This window comes from Streptomyces sp. SID5469, assembly GCF_009862865.1.
GTDB lineage: Bacteria > Actinomycetota > Actinomycetes > Streptomycetales > Streptomycetaceae > Streptomyces > Streptomyces avermitilis.
Genome location: NZ_WWIN01000001.1, coordinates 7,434,159 through 7,453,179, shown reverse-complemented (window position 1 = coordinate 7,453,179; position 19,021 = coordinate 7,434,159). Strand labels below are relative to the sequence as shown.

Below are 19,021 nucleotides of genomic sequence, written 5' to 3'. Positions count from 1 at the left end.
GTTTGGTGGAAAGGTAGCTGATGCTTCCATGACTGTCTCCACCTCGTTCCCGGAAAAGGGGATCGCCGTCGTCACGGTCGACTTCCCGCCGGTGAACGCACTGCCGGTGACCGGCTGGCAGGACCTGGCCGACGCCGTACGGGCGGCGGGCCGCGACCCCCGGGTCCGCTGTGTCGTACTGGCCGCCGAGGGGCGGGGGTTCAACGCGGGCGTGGACATCAAGGAGCTACAGGCGAACGGCCACAGCGCCCTGATCGGCGCCAACCGCGGCTGCTTCGAGGCGTTCGCGGCGGTGTACGAGTGCGAGGTGCCCGTCGTCGCGGCGGTGCAGGGGTTCTGTCTGGGCGGCGGCATAGGCCTGGCGGGGAACGCGGACGCGATCGTGGCGAGCGACGACGCCTCGTTCGGGCTCCCCGAGCTGGACCGCGGGGCGCTGGGTGCGGCCACGCATCTCGCGCGGCTGGTCCCCCAGCACCTGATGCGCGCCCTCTACTACACGTCGCGGACGGCGACGGCGGCCGAACTGCGGGCGCACGGCTCGGTCTGGAAGGTCGTACCGCGCGCGGAACTCCACGGAGCGGCGCTGGAGCTGGCCCGCGAGATCGCCGCCAAGGACGGCCGGCTGCTGCGGCTCGCGAAGGCCGCCATCAACGGGATCGACCCGGTGGACGTGCGCCGCAGCTACCGCTTCGAGCAGGGCTTCACCTTCGAGGCCGGCCTCGACGGGGTCGCCGACCGCGTCCGCGACACGTTCGGGAAGCCTTCGGAAGGGCAGGTGCCCAGGTGAGTGACAAGACCATGACCGCCGACGAGGCCGTCTCCCGCCTGCGGAGCGGTATGACCCTCGGCATCGGCGGCTGGGGTTCGCGCCGCAAGCCGATGGCCCTGGTGCGAGCACTGCTCCGCTCCGGGATCACCGATCTCACCGTCGTCTCGTGCGGCGGCCCGGACGTCGGCATGCTCGCGGCCGCCGGGCGGATACGGAAACTGGTCGCCGCCTTCGTGACCCTCGACTCGATCCCGCTCGAACCGCACTACCGCGCGGCACGCGAGCGCGGGGCGCTGGAGCTGATGGAGATCGACGAGGCGATGTTCCTGTGGGGACTGCGCGCGGCGGCCGGTCGGCTCCCCTTTCTGCCGGTGCGGGCGGGCATCGGCTCCGACGTGATGCGGGTCAACCCCGGCCTGCGGACGATCACTTCGCCGTACGTTGACGGGGAGACCTTCGTCGCGATGCCCGCCCTGCGGCTGGACGCGGCGCTGGTGCATCTGAACCGCGCGGACCGCCTCGGCAACGGCCAGTACCTGGGCCCGGACCCGTACTTCGACGACCTGTTCTGCGAGGCGGCCGACACGGCGTACGTCTCCTGCGAGCGGGTCGTCGACACGGCGGAGCTGACGAAGGAGGCGGCACCGCAGACGCTCCTGGTGAAGCGGCACACGGTGACGGGCGTCGTGGAGGCGCCGAACGGCGCGGACTTCACCTCCTGCGTACCCGACTACGGCCGGGACGAGGCCCTCCAGAGGTACTACGCGACCACGCCGTGGCCGGAGTTCGCCGAGCGGTTCCTCGGCGGCGGCGAACCGGCCTACCGGTCCGCGGTCCAGGACTGGCGCAAGGAGCGGATATGACCCTCTCCAGGACCGCCACCCGCGCCGAGCACTGCGTGATCGCCTGCGCCGAGGCCTGGCGGGACGCCGGGGAGATCCTCGCCGCCCCCATGGGCCCGGTCCCGTCCGTCGGCGCGCGGCTCGCCCGGCGCACCTTCTCGCCGGACCTGCTGCTGACCGACGGCGAGGCGCTGCTCGTCGGCCCGGACGGCACACCGGAGGGCTGGCTGCCGTACCGGCAGCATCTGGCCCTCGTCACGACCGGCCGGCGGCACGTGATGATGGGCGCGAGCCAGATCGACCGCTTCGGCAACCAGAACATCTCCTGCATCGGCGACTGGGCCGCCCCCGCGCGACAGCTGCTCGGGGTGCGCGGCGCACCGGTCAACACCCTGAACAATCCGACCAGTTACTGGATCCCGAGGCACTCGAAGCGCGTGTTCGTCGAGCGGGTCGACATGGTGTGCGGCGTCGGCTACGACCGTGCGGCCGAGCACCCCGGCACGGCCCGTTTCCACCACATCCCCCGGGTGGTGTCCGACCTCGGGGTCTTCGATTTCGCGACCCCCGACCACTCGATGCGGCTGGCCTCGCTGCATCCGGGGGTCACGGTGGAGCAGGTGCGGGCGGCGACCGGATTCGAGCTGACGGTCCCTGACGGTGTGCCGTTCACCCGTGAACCGACGCCGGCGGAGCTGCGGTTGATCCGGGAGGTCATCGACCCGGGCAACAGCCGCGACCGTGAGGTGCGGACCTGATGGACACCGCGCTCACCCGTCTGGTCGGGGTCCGCCATCCCGTCGTACAGACCGGCATGGGATGGGTGGCGGGTCCCCGTCTGGTCTCGGCCACGGCGAACGCGGGTGCGCTGGGCATTCTGGCCTCCGCGACCATGACCCCCGGCCGGCTGCGGGACGCGGTACGGGAGGTGCGGTCCCGTACGGACGCGCCGTTCGGGGTGAATCTACGCGCGGACGCCGGGGACGCGGGCGAGCGGGTGCGGATCATCGTGGAGGAAGGGGTGCGGGTGGCATCGTTCGCCCTCGCCCCCTCCCGTGAGCTGATCGCCGAGCTGAAGGACGCGGGTGTCGTCGTCATCCCGTCCATCGGTGCCCGGCGGCACGCCGAGAAGGTGGCCGCCTGGGGTGCGGACGCGGTGATCGTGCAGGGCGGGGAGGGCGGCGGGCACACGGGCGAGGTGGCGACGAGCGTACTGCTGCCGCAGGTGGTGGACGCCGTCGACCTGCCCGTGGTGGCGGCGGGCGGCTTCCACGACGGGCGGGGGCTGGTCGCCGCGCTGGCGTACGGCGCGGCGGGCGTCGCCATGGGCACCCGGTTCCTGCTGACCTCGGACTCGACGGTCCCGGACGCGGTGAAGGCGGCGTATCTGGCGGCGACCGTCAAGGACGTCACGGTGACGACGGCCGTGGACGGCCTGCCGCACCGCATGCTGCGCACGCCGTTCGTCGGCTCCCTGGAGACCGCTGGCCGTACGAGGGCGCTGGTCCGGGCGGTGCGCGGGGCGGCGGGCTTCCGGAAGCTGTCGGGCCTGACGTGGTCCCGGATGATCCGCGACGGGCTCGCCATGAAGCACGGCAAGGAACTGACCTGGAGCCAGGTCCTGCTCGCCGCGAACACGCCGATGCTGCTCAGGTCCTCAATGGTGGACGGGCGGACGGATCTGGGGGTGATGGCCTCGGGGCAGGTCGCCGGGGTGATCGACGACCTGCCGTCGTGCGCGGAACTGGTGGAGCGGATCATGGCCGAGGCGGAACGGACACTCAAAGGCCTGGAGCGTCTCAGGGCCGCTCGGTGATCGTCAGAGCCGCCCTGAGACGGGGCGCTCAGTGATCGTCAGAGCCGCTCGATGATCGTCACGTTCGCCTGGCCGCCGCCCTCGCACATCGTCTGGAGGCCGAACCGGCCGCCGGTGCGCTCCAGTTCGTGCAGCAGCGTGGTCATCAGCCGCACGCCCGTGGCGCCGAGCGGATGTCCGAGGGCGATCGCGCCGCCGTTGACGTTGACCTTCTCCGGGTCGGCGCCCGTCTCCTTGAGCCAGGCCAGCACGACCGGCGCGAAGGCCTCGTTGATCTCGACGAGGTCGATGTCGTCGATGGCCAGCGCGGTCTTCTTCAGGGCGTGCGCGGTCGCCGGAATCGGCGCCGACAGCATACGGATCGGGTCCTCGCCCCGCACGGACAGATGGTGGACGCGGGCACGCGGGGTCAGCCCGTGCTCGCGCAGCGCCCGCTCCGAGGCCAGCAGCATCGCGGCCGCGCCGTCGGAGACCTGCGAGGAACAGGCGGCGGTGATGGTGCCGCCCTCGATCACGGGCGCCAGCGCGGCCATCTTCTCCAGCGAGGTGTCCCGGCGCGGCCCTTCGTCGGCCGTGACCTTCCCGTACGCCACGGTCTCCCGGTCGAAGCGTCCCTCGTCGCTCGCGCGGACGGCCCGCCGGTGCGAGCGCAGCGCGAACTCCTCCTGGTCACGCCGGGTGATCCCCCATTTCGCGGCGATCAGTTCGGCGCCGTGGAACTGGTTGACGGGCAGGTCCCCGTAGCGCGCCCGCCATCCCTCGCTGCCCGCGAAGGGCCCCTGGGTCAGCCCGAGCGGCTCGGCGGCCTGCCGGGAGGCGAAGGCGATGGGTATCTGCGACATGTTCTGCACCCCGCCCGCCACCACCAGGTCCTGCGTGCCGGACAGCACGGCCTGTGCCGCGAAGTGCACGGCCTGCTGGGAGGATCCGCACTGCCGGTCGACCGTCACGCCCGGCACCTCCTCGGGCAGTCCGGCGGCCAGCCAGCACGTGCGGGCGATGTCGCCGGCCTGCGGTCCGACCGTGTCCAGGCAGCCGAAGACCACGTCCTCGACGGCGGCGGGATCGATGCCGGAGCGTGCGACCAGCGCCGTCAGCGCGTGCGCGCCCAGGTCCGCCGGGTGCACCCCGGCCAGCCCTCCCCGGCGCCGCCCGACGGGCGTACGGACCGCTTCGACGATGTAGGCCTCGGCCATGGCAACTCCCCGGACTCACCAGTGGGTTATGTACGGACGGGCAACGTGAGGGGCGACGTACGGACGGCGATCCCGTCGAGGACCATCGACAGGTACTGCCGGGCGATCTCCTCCGGGCGGTGCTGTCCACCGGGCCGGTACCAGGACGCGGCGACCCACACCGTGTCGCGTACGAACCGGTAGGTGAGCCGGATGTCGAGGTCGGCCCGGAACACCTCGGCGGCGACCCCGCGCTCCAGCGTGGCCAGCCACGCCTTCTCGAACCTGCGCTGCGACTCGGCGAGGAACGCGAACCGCTCCTGCGCCACGAGTTGCCTCGACTCCTTCTGGTAGATCGCGACGGCCGCACGGTGCCGGTCGATCTCCCGGAAGGACTCGGTGACCAGCGCCTCCAGGGTTTCGCGCGGCCCGAGTTCGGCGTCCAGGACGGTGTCGTAGCCGTCCCAGAGCTCGTCGAGGAAGGTCCGCAGGATCTCCTCCAGCATCGATTCCTTGGAGTCGAAGTGGTAGTAGAGGCTGCCCGCGAGCATGCCGGCATGGTCCGCGATCTTGCGTACGGTGGTGGCGTTGTAGCCCTGCTCGGCGAAGACCTCGGCTGCGGTGTCGAGGAGTTCGCGGCGGCGCTCCGGTGCGGCGGTCACCTGGGGGTTCTTCTTGGTAGGCACAGATCCATTGTGGTCCTTCGTACCTGCCCCTAGGCATGCCGGCTGCTGACGGAGACGACCTCGCCCGTCAGGTACGAGGAATAGCCGGACGCCAGGAACACGATCACGTTGGCCACCTCCCAGGGCTCGGCGTACCGCCCGAAGGCCTCCCGCCCGGTCAGTTCCTCCAGCAGTTCGGGGGTCGTCACCTTCACCAGGTGCGGGTGCATGGCGAGGCTCGGCGCCACGGCGTTCACCCGGACCCCGTACCCGGCCGCCTCCATGGCCGCGCACCGGGTCAGGGCCATCACGCCCGCCTTCGCCGCCGCGTAGTGGGCCTGCCCCGCCTGGGCGCGCCAGCCGACGACGGACGCGTTGTTGACGATCACTCCGCCGCCGGGCTGCTCCCTGAGGAGGCGCAGGGCCGCGCGGGTGCACCGGAACGTCCCGTTCAGCGTGACGTCGAGTACGTTCGACCACTGCTCGTCCGTCATGTCGACCAGGTCCGAAGTGCCGCCCAGACCGGCGTTGTTGACGACTATGTCGAGTCCGCCGTGCAGTCGGACGGCTGTGTCGAAGAGGGCCCGCACCTGGTCCTCGTCCGTCACGTCGCACGGCAGCGCGGCGACGGCCGCGCCCTCGAACTCCCGGGCCAGCTCCGCCTCGTACTCCTTGAGGCGCCGGGTGTGCGCGTCGCTGATCAGTACGCGCGCGCCCTCCTCCAGGAACCGGCGGGCGGTCGCCCCGCCGATCCCCGCGCCCGCCGCCGCCGTGACGACGGCCGTGCGCCCCTGGAGCAGGCCGTGCCCGGACACGTACACCGGGGCCTCGACGTCTGTCATGGCCCCACGCTAACCTACCAAACACTTGTTAGGGAAGGCCGTTTCCGAAGGGTGCCGCCCGTGGACCTGACGCACTCCCCCGCCGACGAGGCGTTCCGTACCGAGGCCCGGGCCTGGCTCGCCGCGCACGTTCCGGCCGTCCCGCTGCCCTCCCTGGAGACCGAGGAGGGCTTCGGGGCGCACCGCGCGTGGGAGGCGGAGCTGGCCGCGGACCGCTGGTCGGTGGTGTCGTGGCCGGCCGCGTACGGCGGGCGGGACGCCGGGCTCCTGCGGTGGCTGGTGTTCGAGGAGGAGTACTACGCGGCGGGCGCGCCGGGCCGCGTCGGCCAGAACGGCATCAGCCTCCTCGCCCCCACGCTCTTCGACCACGGCACCGAGGAGCAACGCGCGCGTGTGCTGCCGCCGATGGCCACCGGCGAGGTGATCTGGGCGCAGGCGTGGTCCGAGCCCGGGGCGGGCTCGGATCTCGCCTCGCTCACCTCGAAGGCCGTGCGCACCGAGGGCGGCTGGCTGGTGAACGGGCAGAAGACGTGGTCGTCGCGGGCGGCGTTCGCGGATCGCGCGTTCGGCCTCTTCCGCAGCGAGCCGCGCACCCCGAAGCCCCATCAGGGCCTCACGTATCTGATGTTCGACCTGCGTGCCCCGGGCGTCACGGTCCGCCCGATCGGGCGCCTGGACGGCAAACCGGCCTTCGCCGACATCTTCCTGGACGACGTGTTCGTCCCCGACGAGGACGTGATCGGCGAGCCGGGGCAGGGCTGGCGGATCGCGATGTCCGCGGCGGGCAACGAACGGGGCCTCACCCTCCGCTCCCCCGGCCGCTTCCTCGCCGCCGCCGACCGGCTGGTGGAGCTCTGGCGCGGGCGGGGCAGCCCGTCGCAGGAGCGTGAGCGGGTGGCGGACGCGGTGATCGGCGCCCGCGCCTACCAGCTGTTCGCCTACGCGGCCGCGGCCCGGTTCCTGGACGGCGAGCCCATCGGCCCGGAGTCCAGCCTGAACAAGGTCTTCTGGTCCGAGTACGACATCGCGCTGCACGAGACGGCCCTCGATCTCCTCGGCCGGGACGGGGAGCTCGCGGACACCGACTGGGCGGAGGGCTATGTCTTCGCCCTGGCAGGCCCCATCTACGCGGGCACGAACGAAATCCAGCGCGACATCGTCGCCGAGCGTCTGCTCGGCCTGCCGAAGGGGCGCCGCTGATGCGTTTTCTGCTGTCGCCGCAGCAGCGGGACTTCGCCCGCTCCCTGGACGCGATGCTGACGGCCGCCGACACCCCCTCGGTCATCCGCGGCGACCACACGGCCCGGCGCGCCCTGTGGTCCCGGATCGCGGAGGCGGGCGTCTTCGCGCCGGCGGTGCCCGAGGCGTACGAGGGCATGGGTCCGCTGCCGGTGGACCTGGCCGTGGCGTTCGTGGAGCTGGGGCGGCATGCGGTGCCGGGTCCGGTGGTGGAGACGGTGCTGGCGGCGGCGCTGCTGGCCGCGCTGCCCGAGCCGGGTCCGGCCAAGCGGCTGCTTCCGGGGCTGGCGGCGGGCGAGACCGTGGCCACGGTGGGCGCTCCGTACGCGCTGGACGGGGACGCCGCGGACGTCGTGCTCGCCGTGCGGGGCGGGGAGTTGTGGCTCGCGCCGGGCGTCGCGGACGTACGGCCGTCGCTCGATCCAGGCCGCCGGATCACCACGCCCCTGCCCGGCGGCGAACGGATCTCCTCGCGGGTGCCGGGGCACGCGTTCGACTGGGCCCGCCTCGCCACCGCCGCCCAGGCCCTCGGCGTCGGTCTCGCCCTCCTCGACCGCACGGTCACCCATGTCACGCGGCGCGTCCAGTTCGGTGTTCCCACCGGTTCGTTCCAGGCGGTCAAGCACCGACTGGCCGACGCGAAGACCGCCCTGGAGTTCGCGCGCCCGCTGCTCTTCGGAGCCGCGGTGACACTGGCTCCCCGGGACGTGGCCGCCGCCAAGGCCGCGGCCTGCGAGGCGGCGTACGCGACCGCCCGCACCGCGCTCCAGCTGCACGGCGCGATCGGCTACACCGCCGAGTACGACCTCTCCCTGTGGCTGACCAAGGCCCGTGCGCTGCGCACGGCGTGGGGCTCGCCGGCCGAGTGCCGGGCCGACGTCCTCAGTGCCGATGTCCTCAGTGCCGCTCGTCGTGCGTGAGGGCCGCGAGCCCCCGGGCGGGGGTGAGTCCGACGACCGCCGTCGGCCCGTGTGCGTGCAGCACGGTGTCCTCGCCGGTCAGCAACAGGGCGTCGTAGCGGCCGAGCCGCACCCCGGCCAGGTCCGCGCCCCCGTCGAGGGCGACCACCAGGGCGGGCGCCGCGGGCAGGCGCAGCCGGCCGCGTACGACGGCGACGGTCGGGGCCGCGCCGCCCCTGCGCCACATCACGTTGAGGTTCACGACGGGGCCGCCGAGCAGCCGGCAGTCGGTGGGCACGTCACCGGGGAAGTCCTGGGGCACGTACCGCGTGTCGACGAGCCGCCGCCGCCCGCCCACCGTCAGGTCCATGCCGGCGCCCTCGACGAGGGTGAGGGTCCGCTCCACCTCGGGAAACGCGGAGAACGGCCCGTCCGCGGCGACCTCGGCGAGGCTGACGCGCCAGGCGAAGGCGGCCATGTCCGCACCGGGCGGCGCGGCGGCGATCTCGCGGGTCACCCCGCCGCCGTTCTTCCAGGCCACGGCCACGCGTTCGGCGGCGGGAAGCAGGACGGTCACCGGACGATCCCGTGGGTGCGGGCGGCCGCCAGCCACTGGGGGAACTCGCCCACCAGTCGGTCGTACAGCTCGCCGTCGGACACCTTCCGCGGATCCGTACCGGCGTGGAAGAACCCGGCGTTGTCCACCACCCGCTTGTGCGGAACCGCCAACTCGTCCAGCTTGCGCAGGAATTCGAACTGTCGGCTTCCCGGGTCCCCGAACCCGATGAACTGCCAGAACAGGGGCAGCTCGGCGGCCTTGCACAAGTACCGTTCGGCGGCCGGCTTGCTGGTGGGCCCACCGTCCGTCTGGAAGACGACGAAGGCGGGGTCCTTGGAACCGCTGTCGAGGTAGTGGTCGATGACGGCGTCCATGGCCAGGTGATAGCTGGTCTTGCCCATGTGTCCGAGTCCGGCCACGATCAGCTCGATGTGGCCCTGGTGGTCGGCGAGCGCGATGTCCGTGACGGCATCGATGTCCGTGGAGAAGAAGACGACCGGCACGGTCCCGTCGTCGTCGAGGTGCGCCGACAGACCGAGCACCCGGTCGGTGAGCGCCTGCACACTGCCGTCCTTGTAATACGGCCTCATCGACCCCGAGTAGTCGACCACGAGATAGACGGCGGCCCGCTGACCGTCAAGGCCGTGCTTGTGCAGGGACACCCCGGCGCTCTTGTACAGGCTGACCAGCGCGGGCGCGGTCTCCTCCACCTTGGCGAGGCTGATCGCGGCCATGCGGGCTCCCTTCAGGGCGGTGACGGGAGTGCCGAGGGTATGTCACAGCTGCCCCTCGTCGATCACTGTCCCCGGAGTTCGCTATTTTGTTCGCCGCCGACCCCCACCGGCTCATCGTCCGTCCGCACCCCTTCGAGGAGCCGGCTGTGGAACCCAAGTCCCCGGAGTCACCCGAGACCCCGGACTCCCCCGAGTCACCTGAGTCCGCCGACTCCGCTGTCACCACCTGCTACCGCCATCCCAAGGTGGAGTCGCACGTCCGCTGCATCCGGTGCGACCGGTACATCTGCCCGGACTGCATGCGGGAGGCGTCCGTCGGTCATCAATGCGTGGAGTGCGTGAAGGAAGGCGCGCGGTCGGTACGGCAGGCCCGCACGGCCTTCGGCGGGCGGATCACGACGGCCCCCCTGGTGACGTACGTACTGATCGGCCTCAATGTGCTGGCCTACCTGGGCGAGGTGCTGCGGCCGGCGCTCGTGGACCGGTTCCAGATGCTGGGCGCGGGTCTTGCCGGGCCGGACGGCGGGCACTACCTGTGGCAGGACCCGTACCCCTCGTCCTTCCACGCGGAGGGTGTCGTGGGCGGGGAGTGGGAGCGGCTGCTGACCGGCGCGTTCCTGCATCTGCCGCCCACCGAGGGCACGTTCGGGATCCTGCACATCGTGATGAACATGGTGTCGCTGTGGAACCTGGGCCGGGTGGTGGAGGCCCAGCTCGGCCGTGTCCGCTTCCTCGCCCTCTATCTGCTGTCGGCGCTCGGCGGCTCGGTGCTGGTGCTGCTGATCGCGCCCGACACCCCCACGGTCGGCGCCTCGGGGGCGATCTTCGGTCTGGGCGCCGCGTACTACGTGATGGCCCGCCGCCTGGGCGCCGACATGCGCGCCGTCAACCGCTTCATCGCGGGTCTGCTGCTGTGGCTGCTGATCTCGGCGGGCCTCACGTCCTGGCAGGGCCACCTCGGCGGACTGCTGGCGGGCGGCCTGGTCACGCTGGCGTACGCGTACGTACCGCGCGGCCCCCGGCGCGGTCTGCTCCAGGCGGCCGCGTGCGTGGGCCTGCTGGCGCTCCTGCTGGTCCTGACGGTGGGGAAGGTGTCCGGGCTGACGGGCTGACGGGCTGAGCGGATACCCGCGCCCGTACGCTGAACGCCATGAAACGTGCCGCTCTCCTGCTGCTCACGGCCGTCCCCGCCGCCGTCGCCGCGGCGACGGCGGTCTACCTCTTCGGCCTCGCGCCCTCGGACCCGGACAGGACCGAGAGCCCCAAGCCCCCGTCGCGGCAGTCCTCCGCGAGCGCGCAGGGCCTGAACGCCCCCGCCAAGAAGGAGCTGGCGCAGGAGATCGTGGCGAGCGCGGAGAACTCCACCCTGGACTGGCGCAGCGCCTACGGCTACGTCGAGGACATCGGTGACGGCCGGGGCTACACGGCGGGCGTCATCGGCTTCTGCACCGGCACGCACGATCTGCTCACCCTGGTCGAGCGCTACACGAAGGACCACCCCGGCAACGGCCTGGCCCGCTTCCTTCCCGCGCTGCGCGCGGTGGACGGCACGGACTCCCACGCGGGCCTGGGCCGGGCGTTCACGGCGGCGTGGCGGGCGGAGGCCGGCGTCGCGGCCTTCCGCGCGGCCCAGGACGCGGAACGCGACCGCGTCTACTTCGACCCGGCCGTCCGTCTCGCCCGGCACGACGGCCTGGGCGCGCTCGGCCAGTTCATCTACTACGACGCGATGGTCGTCCACGGCCCGGGCACCGACCCGCACAGTCTCCAGGGCATCCGCGCCCGGGCCCTGCGGGAGGCGGACACCCCCGCGGAGGGCGGCTCCGAGACGAGGTACCTGGACGCCTTCCTGGACGTGCGCCGCACGGTGATGAAGTCCGAGAAGTCCCACCACGACACGACCCGCATCGACACGGCCCAGCGGCGGTTCCTGTACGACGGCAACCTGGACCTGCGCACGCCGCTGGAGTGGCGGGTGTACGGGGAGCGGTACCGGGTGCCGTGATGCCTCCGTACGCCCCCTGACCTGGCAGGTCCCGGTTCACCTCGCGGACATGCGGCGGCGCCTGCCCAGTCGTCCGGTCGGGGACTGGCGGGCAGGCGCCGTCTGTGTTCCGCACGCCTTTGTGCGGGACGTATGTGCGTGACCCTCAGGTCACGTTCGGGGCCGTCAGACCATCAGCGAGCGGTCCGTGGGACGGATCGGCGCCGGCAGTTCGCTCGCGCCGGTGAGGAAGCGGTCGACGCCCTTGGCGGCCGAGCGGCCCTCCGCGATGGCCCAGACGATCAGGGACTGGCCGCGGCCCGCGTCGCCCGCGACGAAGACACCGGGGACGTTGGTCTGGAAGTCCGCGTCGCGCGCGATGTTGCCGCGCTCGTCGAGGCCCAGGCCGAACTGGGTGACCAGTCCGTTGTCCTGGTCCGTGCCCGTGAAGCCCATCGCCAGCGTCACCAGCTGCGCCGGGATCCTGCGCTCCGTGCCCGGCTTCTGGGTCAGCTTGCCGTCGACGAACTCGACCTCGACCAGGTGCAGCCACTGGACGTTGCCGTCCTCGTCGCCCTCGAAGTGGGTGGTGCTGACGGAGTAGACCCGCTCGCCGCCCTCCTCGTGCGCGGAGGTGACCTTGTAGAGCATCGGGAACGTCGGCCAGGGCTGGTGCGCGGCGCGCTCCTCGCCCGGCTTCGCCAGGATCTCCAGCTGCGTGACCGAGGCCGCGCCCTGACGGTGGGCGGTGCCCACGCAGTCCGCGCCCGTGTCACCGCCGCCGATCACGACGACGTGCTTGCCCTCGGCGGTGATCGGCGGGGCCACGAAGTCGCCCTCCTGCACCTTGTTGGCCAGGGGCAGGTACTCCATCGCCTGGTAGACGCCCTTGAGCTCACGGCCGGGGACCGGGAGGTCACGGGCGGTCGTGGACCCCGCGGCGACGACCACCGCGTCGTAGCGCCTGCGCAGCTTCGCGGCGTCGATGTCGCGGCCGATCTCGACACCCGTGCGGAACTTGGTGCCCTCCGCGCGCATCTGCTCGATACGGCGGTTGATGTGCCGCTTCTCCATCTTGAACTCGGGGATGCCGTAGCGCAGGAGGCCGCCGATGCGGTCCGCGCGCTCGTACACCGCGACCGTGTGACCGGCCCGGGTCAGCTGCTGGGCGGCGGCGAGACCGGCGGGGCCGGACCCGACGACCGCGACCGTCTTGCCCGACAGGCGCTCGGGGGCCTGCGGCTTGACGTCGCCGGTGTCCCACGCCTTGTCGATGATGGAGACCTCGACGTTCTTGATGGTCACCGCGGGCTGGTTGATGCCCAGCACGCACGCCGACTCGCACGGAGCGGGGCACAGGCGGCCCGTGAACTCCGGGAAGTTGTTCGTGGCGTGCAGCCGCTCGGACGCGGAGGTCCAGTCCTCGCGGTAGGCGTAGTCGTTCCACTCGGGGATCAGGTTCCCGAGCGGACAGCCGTTGTGGCAGAACGGGATGCCGCAGTCCATGCAGCGGCCGGCCTGCTTCGAGATGATCGGCAGCAGCGAGCCGGGGACGTAGACCTCGTTCCAGTCCTTGACCCGCTCCTCGACCGGACGGGTCCTGGCGACCTCGCGGCCGTGCGTAAGGAAGCCCTTGGGATCAGCCATTGGTCGCCGCCTCCATCATCTTCTCGGTGATCTCGGTCTCGGTGAGACCGGCTCGCTCGGCGGCGTCCTTGGCGGCGAGCACTGCCTTGTACGTGCTGGGGATGATCTTGCTGAAGCGCTGCGCGGAGACGGACCACTCGGCGAGGAGCTTCTCGGCGACCGTGGAGCCGGTCTCCTCGGCGTGGCGGCGCACCACGTCGTGCAGCCACTGCTTGTCGTCCTCGGTCAGCTCCTCGACGGCGCCGGCGTTGCCGACGTTGACGTTGTCGCGGTCGAGGTCGATGACGTACGCGACGCCGCCGGACATGCCGGCCGCGAAGTTACGGCCCGTCTCGCCGAGGACCACCGCGCGGCCACCGGTCATGTACTCGCAGCCGTGGTCGCCCACGCCCTCGGACACGACCGTCGCGCCGGAGTTGCGGACGCAGAACCGCTCACCCGTACGACCGCGCAGGAACAGCTCGCCGCCGGTCGCGCCGTACGCGATGGTGTTGCCCGCGATCGTCGAGTACTCGGCGAGGTGGTCGGCGCCCCGGTCGGGACGGACGATCACGCGGCCGCCGGAGAGGCCCTTGCCCACGTAGTCGTTGGCGTCGCCCTCCAGGCGCAGCGTGACACCGCGCGGCAGGAACGCGCCGAACGACTGGCCCGCCGAGCCGGTGAAGGTGATGTCGATGGTGTCGTCGGGCAGACCCGCGCCGCCGAACTTCTTCGTCACCTCGTGGCCGAGCATGGTGCCGACCGTGCGGTTGATGTTGCGGATCGCGACCTGGGCGCGGACCGGCTGGGCGTCGGTCACGCTGTTCGCGGCCAGGGCGTCGGCGGCGAGCTTGATCAGCTCGTTGTCGAGCGCCTTCTCCAGGCCGTGGTCCTGCTGGATGACCTGGTGGAGCGCCGCGCCCTCGGGCAGCTCGGGCACGTAGAAGAGCGGAGCCAGGTCCAGGCCCTGCGCCTTCCAGTGCTCGATCGCGCGGGCCACGTCGAGCGCCTCGGCGTGGCCGACGGCCTCCTCGATGGAGCGGAAGCCCAGCTCGGCGAGGATCTCGCGGACCTCTTCGGCGATGAACTTGAAGAAGTTCACGACGTACTCGGCCTTGCCGGTGAACCGGTCGCGGAGCACCGGGTTCTGGGTGGCGATGCCGACCGGGCAGGTGTCCAGGTGGCAGACGCGCATCATGACGCACCCGGAGACGACGAGCGGCGCGGTCGCGAAACCGAACTCCTCGGCGCCGAGCAGCGCGGCGATGACGACGTCACGGCCGGTCTTCAGCTGGCCGTCGGTCTGGACGACGATGCGGTCGCGCAGGCCGTTGAGCAGCAGCGTCTGCTGGGTCTCGGCGAGGCCCAGCTCCCAGGGACCGCCGGCGTGCTTGAGCGACGTCAGCGGCGACGCGCCCGTACCACCGTCGTGACCGGAGATCAGTACGACGTCCGCGTGGGCCTTGGAGACACCCGCGGCGACCGTGCCGACGCCGACCTCGGAGACCAGCTTCACGTGAATCCGCGCCTGCGGGTTCGCGTTCTTCAGGTCGTGGATCAGCTGGGCCAGGTCCTCGATGGAGTAGATGTCGTGGTGCGGCGGCGGGGAGATCAGGCCGACACCCGGGGTCGAGTGACGGGTGCTGGCGATCCAGGGGTACACCTTGTGGCCGGGCAGCTGACCGCCCTCGCCGGGCTTGGCGCCCTGGGCCATCTTGATCTGGATGTCGTCCGCGTTGACCAGGTACTCGGAGGTCACACCGAAGCGGCCGGAGGCGACCTGCTTGATGGCCGAGCGGCGCGCCGGGTCGTACAGGCGGTCCGCGTCCTCGCCGCCCTCACCGGTGTTGGACTTGCCGCCCAGCTGGTTCATGGCGATGGCGAGGGTCTCGTGCGCCTCGCGGGAGATCGAGCCGTACGACATGGCGCCGGTCGAGAACCGCTTGACGATCTCGCTGACCGGCTCGACCTCGTCGAGGGAGATCGGCTCGCGGCCCGACTTGAAGCCGAACAGGCCGCGCAGCGTCATCAGGCGCTCGGACTGCTCGTTCACCCGGTCCGTGTACTTCTTGAAGATGTCGTACTTGCCCGAGCGCGTGGAGTGCTGGAGGCGGAAGACCGTCTCCGGGTCGAACAGGTGCGGCTCGCCCTCGCGGCGCCACTGGTACTCGCCGCCTATGTCGAGGGCGCGGTGCGCGGGCGCGATGCCGGAGGCCGGGTAGGCCTTGGCGTGGCGGGCGGCGACCTCCTTGGCGATGACGTCGAGACCGGCGCCGCCGATCTTCGTCGCCGTGCCGCTGAAGTACTTGTTGACGAACTCCTCGTCCAGACCGACCGCTTCGAAGACCTGCGCGCCGCGGTAGGAGGCGACGGTGGAGATGCCCATCTTGGACATGACCTTGAGGACGCCCTTGCCCAGCGCGTAGATCAGGTTGCGGATGGCCTGCTCGGCCTCGATGTCCGACAGGAACGTACCGGCGCGGACGAGGTCCTCCACGGACTCCATCGCGAGGTACGGGTTGACGGCCGCGGCGCCGAAGCCGATGAGCAGGGCGACGTGGTGGACCTCGCGGACGTCACCGGCCTCGACGAGCAGACCCACCTGGGTGCGCTGCTTGGTGCGGATGAGGTGGTGGTGGACGGCCGCGGTGAGCAGCAGCGACGGGATCGGCGCGTGCTCGGCGTCGGAGTGGCGGTCCGACAGGACGATCAGCCGGGCGCCGTTCTCGATGGCGGCGTCGGCCTCGGAGCAGATCTCCTCGATGCGCGCGGCGAGGGACTCGCCGCCGCCGGAGACCCGGTACAGGCCGGACAGGGTCGCGGCCTTCATGCCGGGCATGTCGCCGTCGGCGTTGATGTGGATGAGCTTGGCCAGCTCGTCGTTGTCGATCACCGGGAAAGGCAGGGTGACGCTACGACAGGACGCGGCCGTCGGCTCCAGCAGGTTGCCCTGCGGGCCGAGGGAGGAGCGCAGGGACGTGACGAGTTCCTCGCGGATCGCGTCCAGCGGCGGGTTGGTGACCTGCGCGAACAGCTGGGTGAAGTAGTCGAAGAGCAGACGCGGGCGCTCCGACAGCGCGGCGATCGGCGAGTCCGTGCCCATCGAGCCGATCGGCTCGGCACCGGCCTTGGCCATCGGCGCGAGGATGACGCGCAGCTCCTCCTCGGTGTAGCCGAAGGTCTGCTGGCGGCGGGTGACCGAGGCGTGGGTGTGCACGATGTGCTCACGCTCGGGGAGGTCCTCCAGCTCGATCTCGCCGGCCTCCAGCCAGTCGGCGTAGGGCTTCTCGGCGGCGAGGCCGGCCTTGATCTCGTCGTCCTCGATGATGCGGTGCTCGGCGGTGTCGACGAGGAACATCCGGCCCGGCTGAAGCCGGCCCTTGCGGACGACCCTGGCGGGGTCGATGTCGAGGACGCCGACCTCGGAGCCGAGGACGACCAGGCCCTCGTCGGTGACCCAGTAGCGGCCGGGGCGCAGACCGTTGCGGTCGAGGACCGCGCCGACCTGGGTGCCGTCGGTGAAGGTGACGCAGGCCGGGCCGTCCCAGGGCTCCATCATCGTGGCGTGGAACTGGTAGAAGGCGCGGCGGGCCGCGTCCATGGAGTCGTGGTTCTCCCACGCCTCCGGGATCATCATCAGCACGGAGTGCGGGAGGGACCGGCCGCCGAGGTGCAGCAGCTCAAGGACCTCGTCGAAGGACGCCGAGTCGGAGGCGTCGGGCGTGCAGACCGGGAAGATCCGCTCCAGTCCCTTGGCCCCGCTGCCGGCGGAGCCGAACTTCTCGGAGACGAGCTGGGACTCGCGGGCCGCCATCCAGTTGCGGTTGCCCTTGACCGTGTTGATCTCGCCGTTGTGCGCGACGAAGCGGTACGGGTGGGCGAGCGGCCAGCTCGGGAAGGTGTTCGTGGAGAACCGGGAGTGCACGAGCGCGATCGCGGAGGCGAAGCGGCGGTCGGACAGGTCCGGGAAGAAGGGCTCCAGCTGGCCGGTGGTCAGCATGCCCTTGTAGACGATGGTGCGGGCGGACAGCGACGGGAAGTAGACGCCGGCCTCGCGCTCGGCGCGCTTGCGCAGCACGAACGCCCTGCGGTCCAGGTCGATGCCCTGCGACTGTCCGTCGCTCACGAAGATCTGGCGGAAGGCGGGCATCGTGGAGCGGGCGGTGGCGCCGAGGAGCTCGGGGGCGACCGGGACCTCGCGCCAGCCGAGGACCGTCAGGCCCTCGTCGCCGGCGATCGTCTCGATCTGTGAGACGGCCTCGTCCGTGCCGTCCTCGGGCAGGAAGGCGATGCCGACCGCGTACGCACCGGCGGCGGGCAGTTCAAAACCGGCCACCTCCCGGAGGAAGGCGTCGGGAACCTGGGACAGGATGCCCGCGCCGTCGCCGGAGTCGGGTTCGGAGCCGGTCGCACCGCGGTGCTCCAGGTTGCGCAGCACCGTGAGCGCCTGCTCGACCAGCGCGTGGCTCGCCTCGCCGGTGAGGGTGGCCACGAAACCGACGCCACAGGCGTCGTGCTCGTTGCGGGGGTCGTACATACCCTGCGCAGCAGGGCGAGCATCCATGAAGGACCACTTCTGGCCATTCGTGGAGTGCTGGGACGGCTGGCGCGGCGTACGCATCGGCTCTCCCGTCGTCGTCGTGGCATATGCATGTGCCGAGGGACGACGTTGGCCCTCTGCTGTGGAGTGCAAAATTTCGTGCAGGTTACATGATGGAGCGATTCTCGGGAACCGGATACTTCGTTCCAACATGCGGACGCCGTGGCTGGCGGCGAGGGCATCGCCGGGCTGCGGCACGAGTTCCGCGCACGGTGATGAAGATTGATGAAGATTGAGGACCTAAGCGGACAGATCAGTGACCGTCGGCCCGGAGCGCGGCAGGCAACGTCGCCCGCCGCGGCTGAGTGCGGCGCAGGCCTCATTGCCCGCGGCGCTTACGGCTCATGCCCGGTGGTTAAGCATTCGAAACCGCCGAGTAACGGCTATTTATACGGTCCCTCGCATAAAAAGCTGCGCCAGTCATCCTACGGCCGCGCCGATGAGACTGCCCAGGACGTACGTCACACCCGCCGCGGCTCCTCCCAGGGCGAGCTGGCGCAGCCCGCTGTACCACCAGGATCGCGCCGTCACCCTGGCCACGACCGCGCCGCACGCGAAGAGCCCGATGAGGGCGAGCAGCAGCGCGGGCCACAGGGCGCTCGCGCCGAGCAGATACGGCAGTACGGGCAGGAGGGCGCCGAGCGCGAAGGAGCCGAAGCTCGACACGGCGGCGACGGCCGGTGAGGGAAGGTCGCCCGGGTCGATGCCCAGCTCTTCGCGCGCGTGGATCTCGAGCGCCTGCTCCGGATCCCGGGACAGCTGCCGGGCGACCTCCCGGGCCAGCTCGGGCTCGACGCCACGCGCCGCGTAGAGCGCGGCCAGCTCCGCTTCCTCGTCCTTCGGGTGCTTCCGCAACTCCCGCCGCTCGACGTCGAGTTCGGCCTCGACCAGCTCGCGCTGCGAGGCGACGGAGGTGTACTCGCCGGCCGCCATGGAGAAGGCGCCGGCGGCCAGGCCCGCGAGCCCGGTGATGACTATGGTCTGCTGGCCGACCGAGCCGCCGGCGACGCCGGTCATCAGGGCCAGGTTGGAGACGAGGCCGTCCATCGCGCCGAAGACGGCGGGGCGCAGCCAGCCACCGTTGACATCGCGGTGGGTGTGGTTGTCGCGGTGCGCCTCGTGCAGCGTCGCCTCGGTCTCGATGATGGCCATGGCCCGGTCCCCCAGGGTGTTGATTGGACTGTTTCCACTTTTTGACAACTACGAAAGTACGCCGCTCCATTCCTTCCCGCCAGCAAGGAAAGGCTGCGCTAACCTGCGCTTTTACCCTT

The 19,021-nt window shown here is 71.4% G+C and carries 16 protein-coding genes; 8 read left to right on the top strand and 8 right to left on the bottom strand.

Annotation, left to right across the window (positions count from 1 at the left end; genetic code table 11):
- Positions 1-28: 28 nt before the first annotated feature.
- Genes GTY58_RS32265 through GTY58_RS32250 form a run of 4 tightly spaced genes read left to right on the top strand, consistent with a single transcriptional unit; the run spans position 29 to position 3,427 of the window.
- The gene (locus GTY58_RS32265) at positions 29-787 is read left to right on the top strand and encodes an enoyl-CoA hydratase family protein (RefSeq protein ID WP_010987604.1); all 759 of its coding nucleotides are present in this window, start codon (positions 29-31) and stop codon (positions 785-787) included.
- Positions 784-1,632, top strand: coding sequence for a CoA-transferase (locus tag GTY58_RS32260; RefSeq protein WP_010987603.1), 849 nt, complete (start codon positions 784-786; stop codon positions 1,630-1,632). Before GTY58_RS32265 ends, GTY58_RS32260 begins: the two co-directional genes overlap by 4 nt.
- Positions 1,629-2,369 (top strand): CoA-transferase, encoded by a 741-nt coding sequence (locus tag GTY58_RS32255; RefSeq protein ID WP_010987602.1) that lies wholly within the window; start codon positions 1,629-1,631, stop codon positions 2,367-2,369. The genes GTY58_RS32260 and GTY58_RS32255 overlap by 4 nt, the downstream gene beginning before the upstream one ends.
- A complete protein-coding gene (locus GTY58_RS32250; protein ID WP_010987601.1) occupies positions 2,369-3,427 on the top strand; it encodes a nitronate monooxygenase in 1,059 nt (352 codons plus the stop codon). The genes GTY58_RS32255 and GTY58_RS32250 overlap by 1 nt, the downstream gene beginning before the upstream one ends.
- 38 nt (positions 3,428-3,465) lie before the next feature.
- Here the strand turns inward: GTY58_RS32250 and GTY58_RS32245 are convergent, their stop codons facing one another.
- Genes GTY58_RS32245 through GTY58_RS32235 form a run of 3 tightly spaced genes read right to left on the bottom strand, consistent with a single transcriptional unit; the run spans position 3,466 to position 6,109 of the window.
- Positions 3,466-4,623: an acetyl-CoA C-acetyltransferase gene (locus GTY58_RS32245; RefSeq protein ID WP_010987600.1), complete on the bottom strand. Its 1,158-nt coding sequence runs from the start codon at positions 4,621-4,623 to the stop codon at positions 3,466-3,468.
- Between the two features lie 26 nt (positions 4,624-4,649).
- Positions 4,650-5,288 carry a TetR/AcrR family transcriptional regulator gene (locus tag GTY58_RS32240; protein ID WP_037646796.1) on the bottom strand — a complete coding sequence of 213 codons (639 nt, stop codon included), beginning with the start codon at positions 5,286-5,288 and terminating at the stop codon, positions 4,650-4,652.
- 29 nt (positions 5,289-5,317) lie between these two features.
- Positions 5,318-6,109, bottom strand: coding sequence for an SDR family oxidoreductase (locus tag GTY58_RS32235; protein ID WP_010987598.1), 792 nt, complete (start codon positions 6,107-6,109; stop codon positions 5,318-5,320).
- A 60-nt stretch (positions 6,110-6,169) separates the two neighbouring features.
- On the opposite strand from GTY58_RS32235, the gene GTY58_RS32230 reads away from it, so the two are divergent.
- Together GTY58_RS32230 and GTY58_RS32225 are read left to right on the top strand one after the other, a co-directional pair.
- On the top strand, positions 6,170-7,309 hold the full coding sequence (locus GTY58_RS32230) for an acyl-CoA dehydrogenase family protein (RefSeq protein ID WP_010987597.1): 1,140 nt from the start codon (positions 6,170-6,172) through the stop codon (positions 7,307-7,309).
- Positions 7,309-8,268, top strand: coding sequence for an acyl-CoA dehydrogenase family protein (locus GTY58_RS32225; RefSeq protein WP_010987596.1), 960 nt, complete (start codon positions 7,309-7,311; stop codon positions 8,266-8,268). The genes GTY58_RS32230 and GTY58_RS32225 overlap by 1 nt, the downstream gene beginning before the upstream one ends.
- Here GTY58_RS32225 and GTY58_RS32220 read toward each other — a convergent pair.
- Together GTY58_RS32220 and GTY58_RS32215 are read right to left on the bottom strand one after the other, a co-directional pair.
- Positions 8,246-8,824 carry a HutD family protein gene (locus GTY58_RS32220; RefSeq protein ID WP_042493807.1) on the bottom strand — a complete coding sequence of 193 codons (579 nt, stop codon included), beginning with the start codon at positions 8,822-8,824 and terminating at the stop codon, positions 8,246-8,248. The genes GTY58_RS32225 and GTY58_RS32220 overlap by 23 nt on opposite strands.
- Positions 8,821-9,540, bottom strand: coding sequence for a VWA domain-containing protein (locus tag GTY58_RS32215; protein ID WP_010987594.1), 720 nt, complete (start codon positions 9,538-9,540; stop codon positions 8,821-8,823). Before GTY58_RS32215 ends, GTY58_RS32220 begins: the two co-directional genes overlap by 4 nt.
- A 245-nt stretch (positions 9,541-9,785) precedes the next feature.
- Between GTY58_RS32215 and GTY58_RS32210 the strand changes: the two genes are divergently transcribed.
- Together GTY58_RS32210 and GTY58_RS32205 are read left to right on the top strand one after the other, a co-directional pair.
- Positions 9,786-10,652 (top strand): rhomboid family intramembrane serine protease, encoded by an 867-nt coding sequence (locus GTY58_RS32210; protein WP_242432305.1) that lies wholly within the window; start codon positions 9,786-9,788, stop codon positions 10,650-10,652.
- A 38-nt stretch (positions 10,653-10,690) separates the two neighbouring features.
- The gene (locus tag GTY58_RS32205; protein ID WP_010987592.1) at positions 10,691-11,545 is read left to right on the top strand and encodes a chitosanase; all 855 of its coding nucleotides are present in this window, start codon (positions 10,691-10,693) and stop codon (positions 11,543-11,545) included.
- Positions 11,546-11,710: 165 nt separating this feature from the next.
- Here the strand turns inward: GTY58_RS32205 and GTY58_RS32200 are convergent, their stop codons facing one another.
- The 3 genes from GTY58_RS32200 to GTY58_RS32190 form a co-directional block, all read right to left on the bottom strand.
- Complete coding sequence (locus tag GTY58_RS32200) at positions 11,711-13,171, bottom strand: glutamate synthase subunit beta (RefSeq protein ID WP_010987591.1); 1,461 nt, start codon at positions 13,169-13,171, stop codon at positions 11,711-11,713.
- The gene (gene gltB / locus GTY58_RS32195; RefSeq protein ID WP_078234556.1) at positions 13,164-17,771 is read right to left on the bottom strand and encodes a glutamate synthase large subunit; all 4,608 of its coding nucleotides are present in this window, start codon (positions 17,769-17,771) and stop codon (positions 13,164-13,166) included. The genes GTY58_RS32200 and gltB overlap by 8 nt, the downstream gene beginning before the upstream one ends.
- Positions 17,772-18,170: 399 nt before the next feature.
- Positions 18,171-18,902, bottom strand: coding sequence for a VIT1/CCC1 transporter family protein (locus GTY58_RS32190; RefSeq protein WP_010987589.1), 732 nt, complete (start codon positions 18,900-18,902; stop codon positions 18,171-18,173).
- Between the last annotated feature and the right edge of the window lie 119 nt (positions 18,903-19,021).

What these genes read in the sequence shown, in the direction of transcription:
- GTY58_RS32265 (WP_010987604.1), top strand. Translation starts at nt 29, where the DNA reads ATGACTGTCTCCACCTCGTTCCCGGAAAAGGGGATCGCCGTCGTCACG.
- GTY58_RS32255 (WP_010987602.1), top strand. Translation starts at nt 1,629, where the DNA reads ATGACCCTCTCCAGGACCGCCACCCGCGCCGAGCACTGCGTGATCGCC.
- GTY58_RS32250 (WP_010987601.1), top strand. Translation starts at nt 2,369, where the DNA reads ATGGACACCGCGCTCACCCGTCTGGTCGGGGTCCGCCATCCCGTCGTA.
- GTY58_RS32245 (WP_010987600.1), bottom strand. Translation starts at nt 4,623, where the DNA reads ATGGCCGAGGCCTACATCGTCGAAGCGGTCCGTACGCCCGTCGGGCGG.
- GTY58_RS32235 (WP_010987598.1), bottom strand. Translation starts at nt 6,109, where the DNA reads ATGACAGACGTCGAGGCCCCGGTGTACGTGTCCGGGCACGGCCTGCTC.
- GTY58_RS32225 (WP_010987596.1), top strand. Translation starts at nt 7,309, where the DNA reads ATGCGTTTTCTGCTGTCGCCGCAGCAGCGGGACTTCGCCCGCTCCCTG.
- GTY58_RS32215 (WP_010987594.1), bottom strand. Translation starts at nt 9,540, where the DNA reads ATGGCCGCGATCAGCCTCGCCAAGGTGGAGGAGACCGCGCCCGCGCTG.
- GTY58_RS32205 (WP_010987592.1), top strand. Translation starts at nt 10,691, where the DNA reads ATGAAACGTGCCGCTCTCCTGCTGCTCACGGCCGTCCCCGCCGCCGTC.
- GTY58_RS32200 (WP_010987591.1), bottom strand. Translation starts at nt 13,171, where the DNA reads ATGGCTGATCCCAAGGGCTTCCTTACGCACGGCCGCGAGGTCGCCAGG.
- gltB (WP_078234556.1), bottom strand. Translation starts at nt 17,771, where the DNA reads ATGCGTACGCCGCGCCAGCCGTCCCAGCACTCCACGAATGGCCAGAAG.
- GTY58_RS32190 (WP_010987589.1), bottom strand. Translation starts at nt 18,902, where the DNA reads ATGGCCATCATCGAGACCGAGGCGACGCTGCACGAGGCGCACCGCGAC.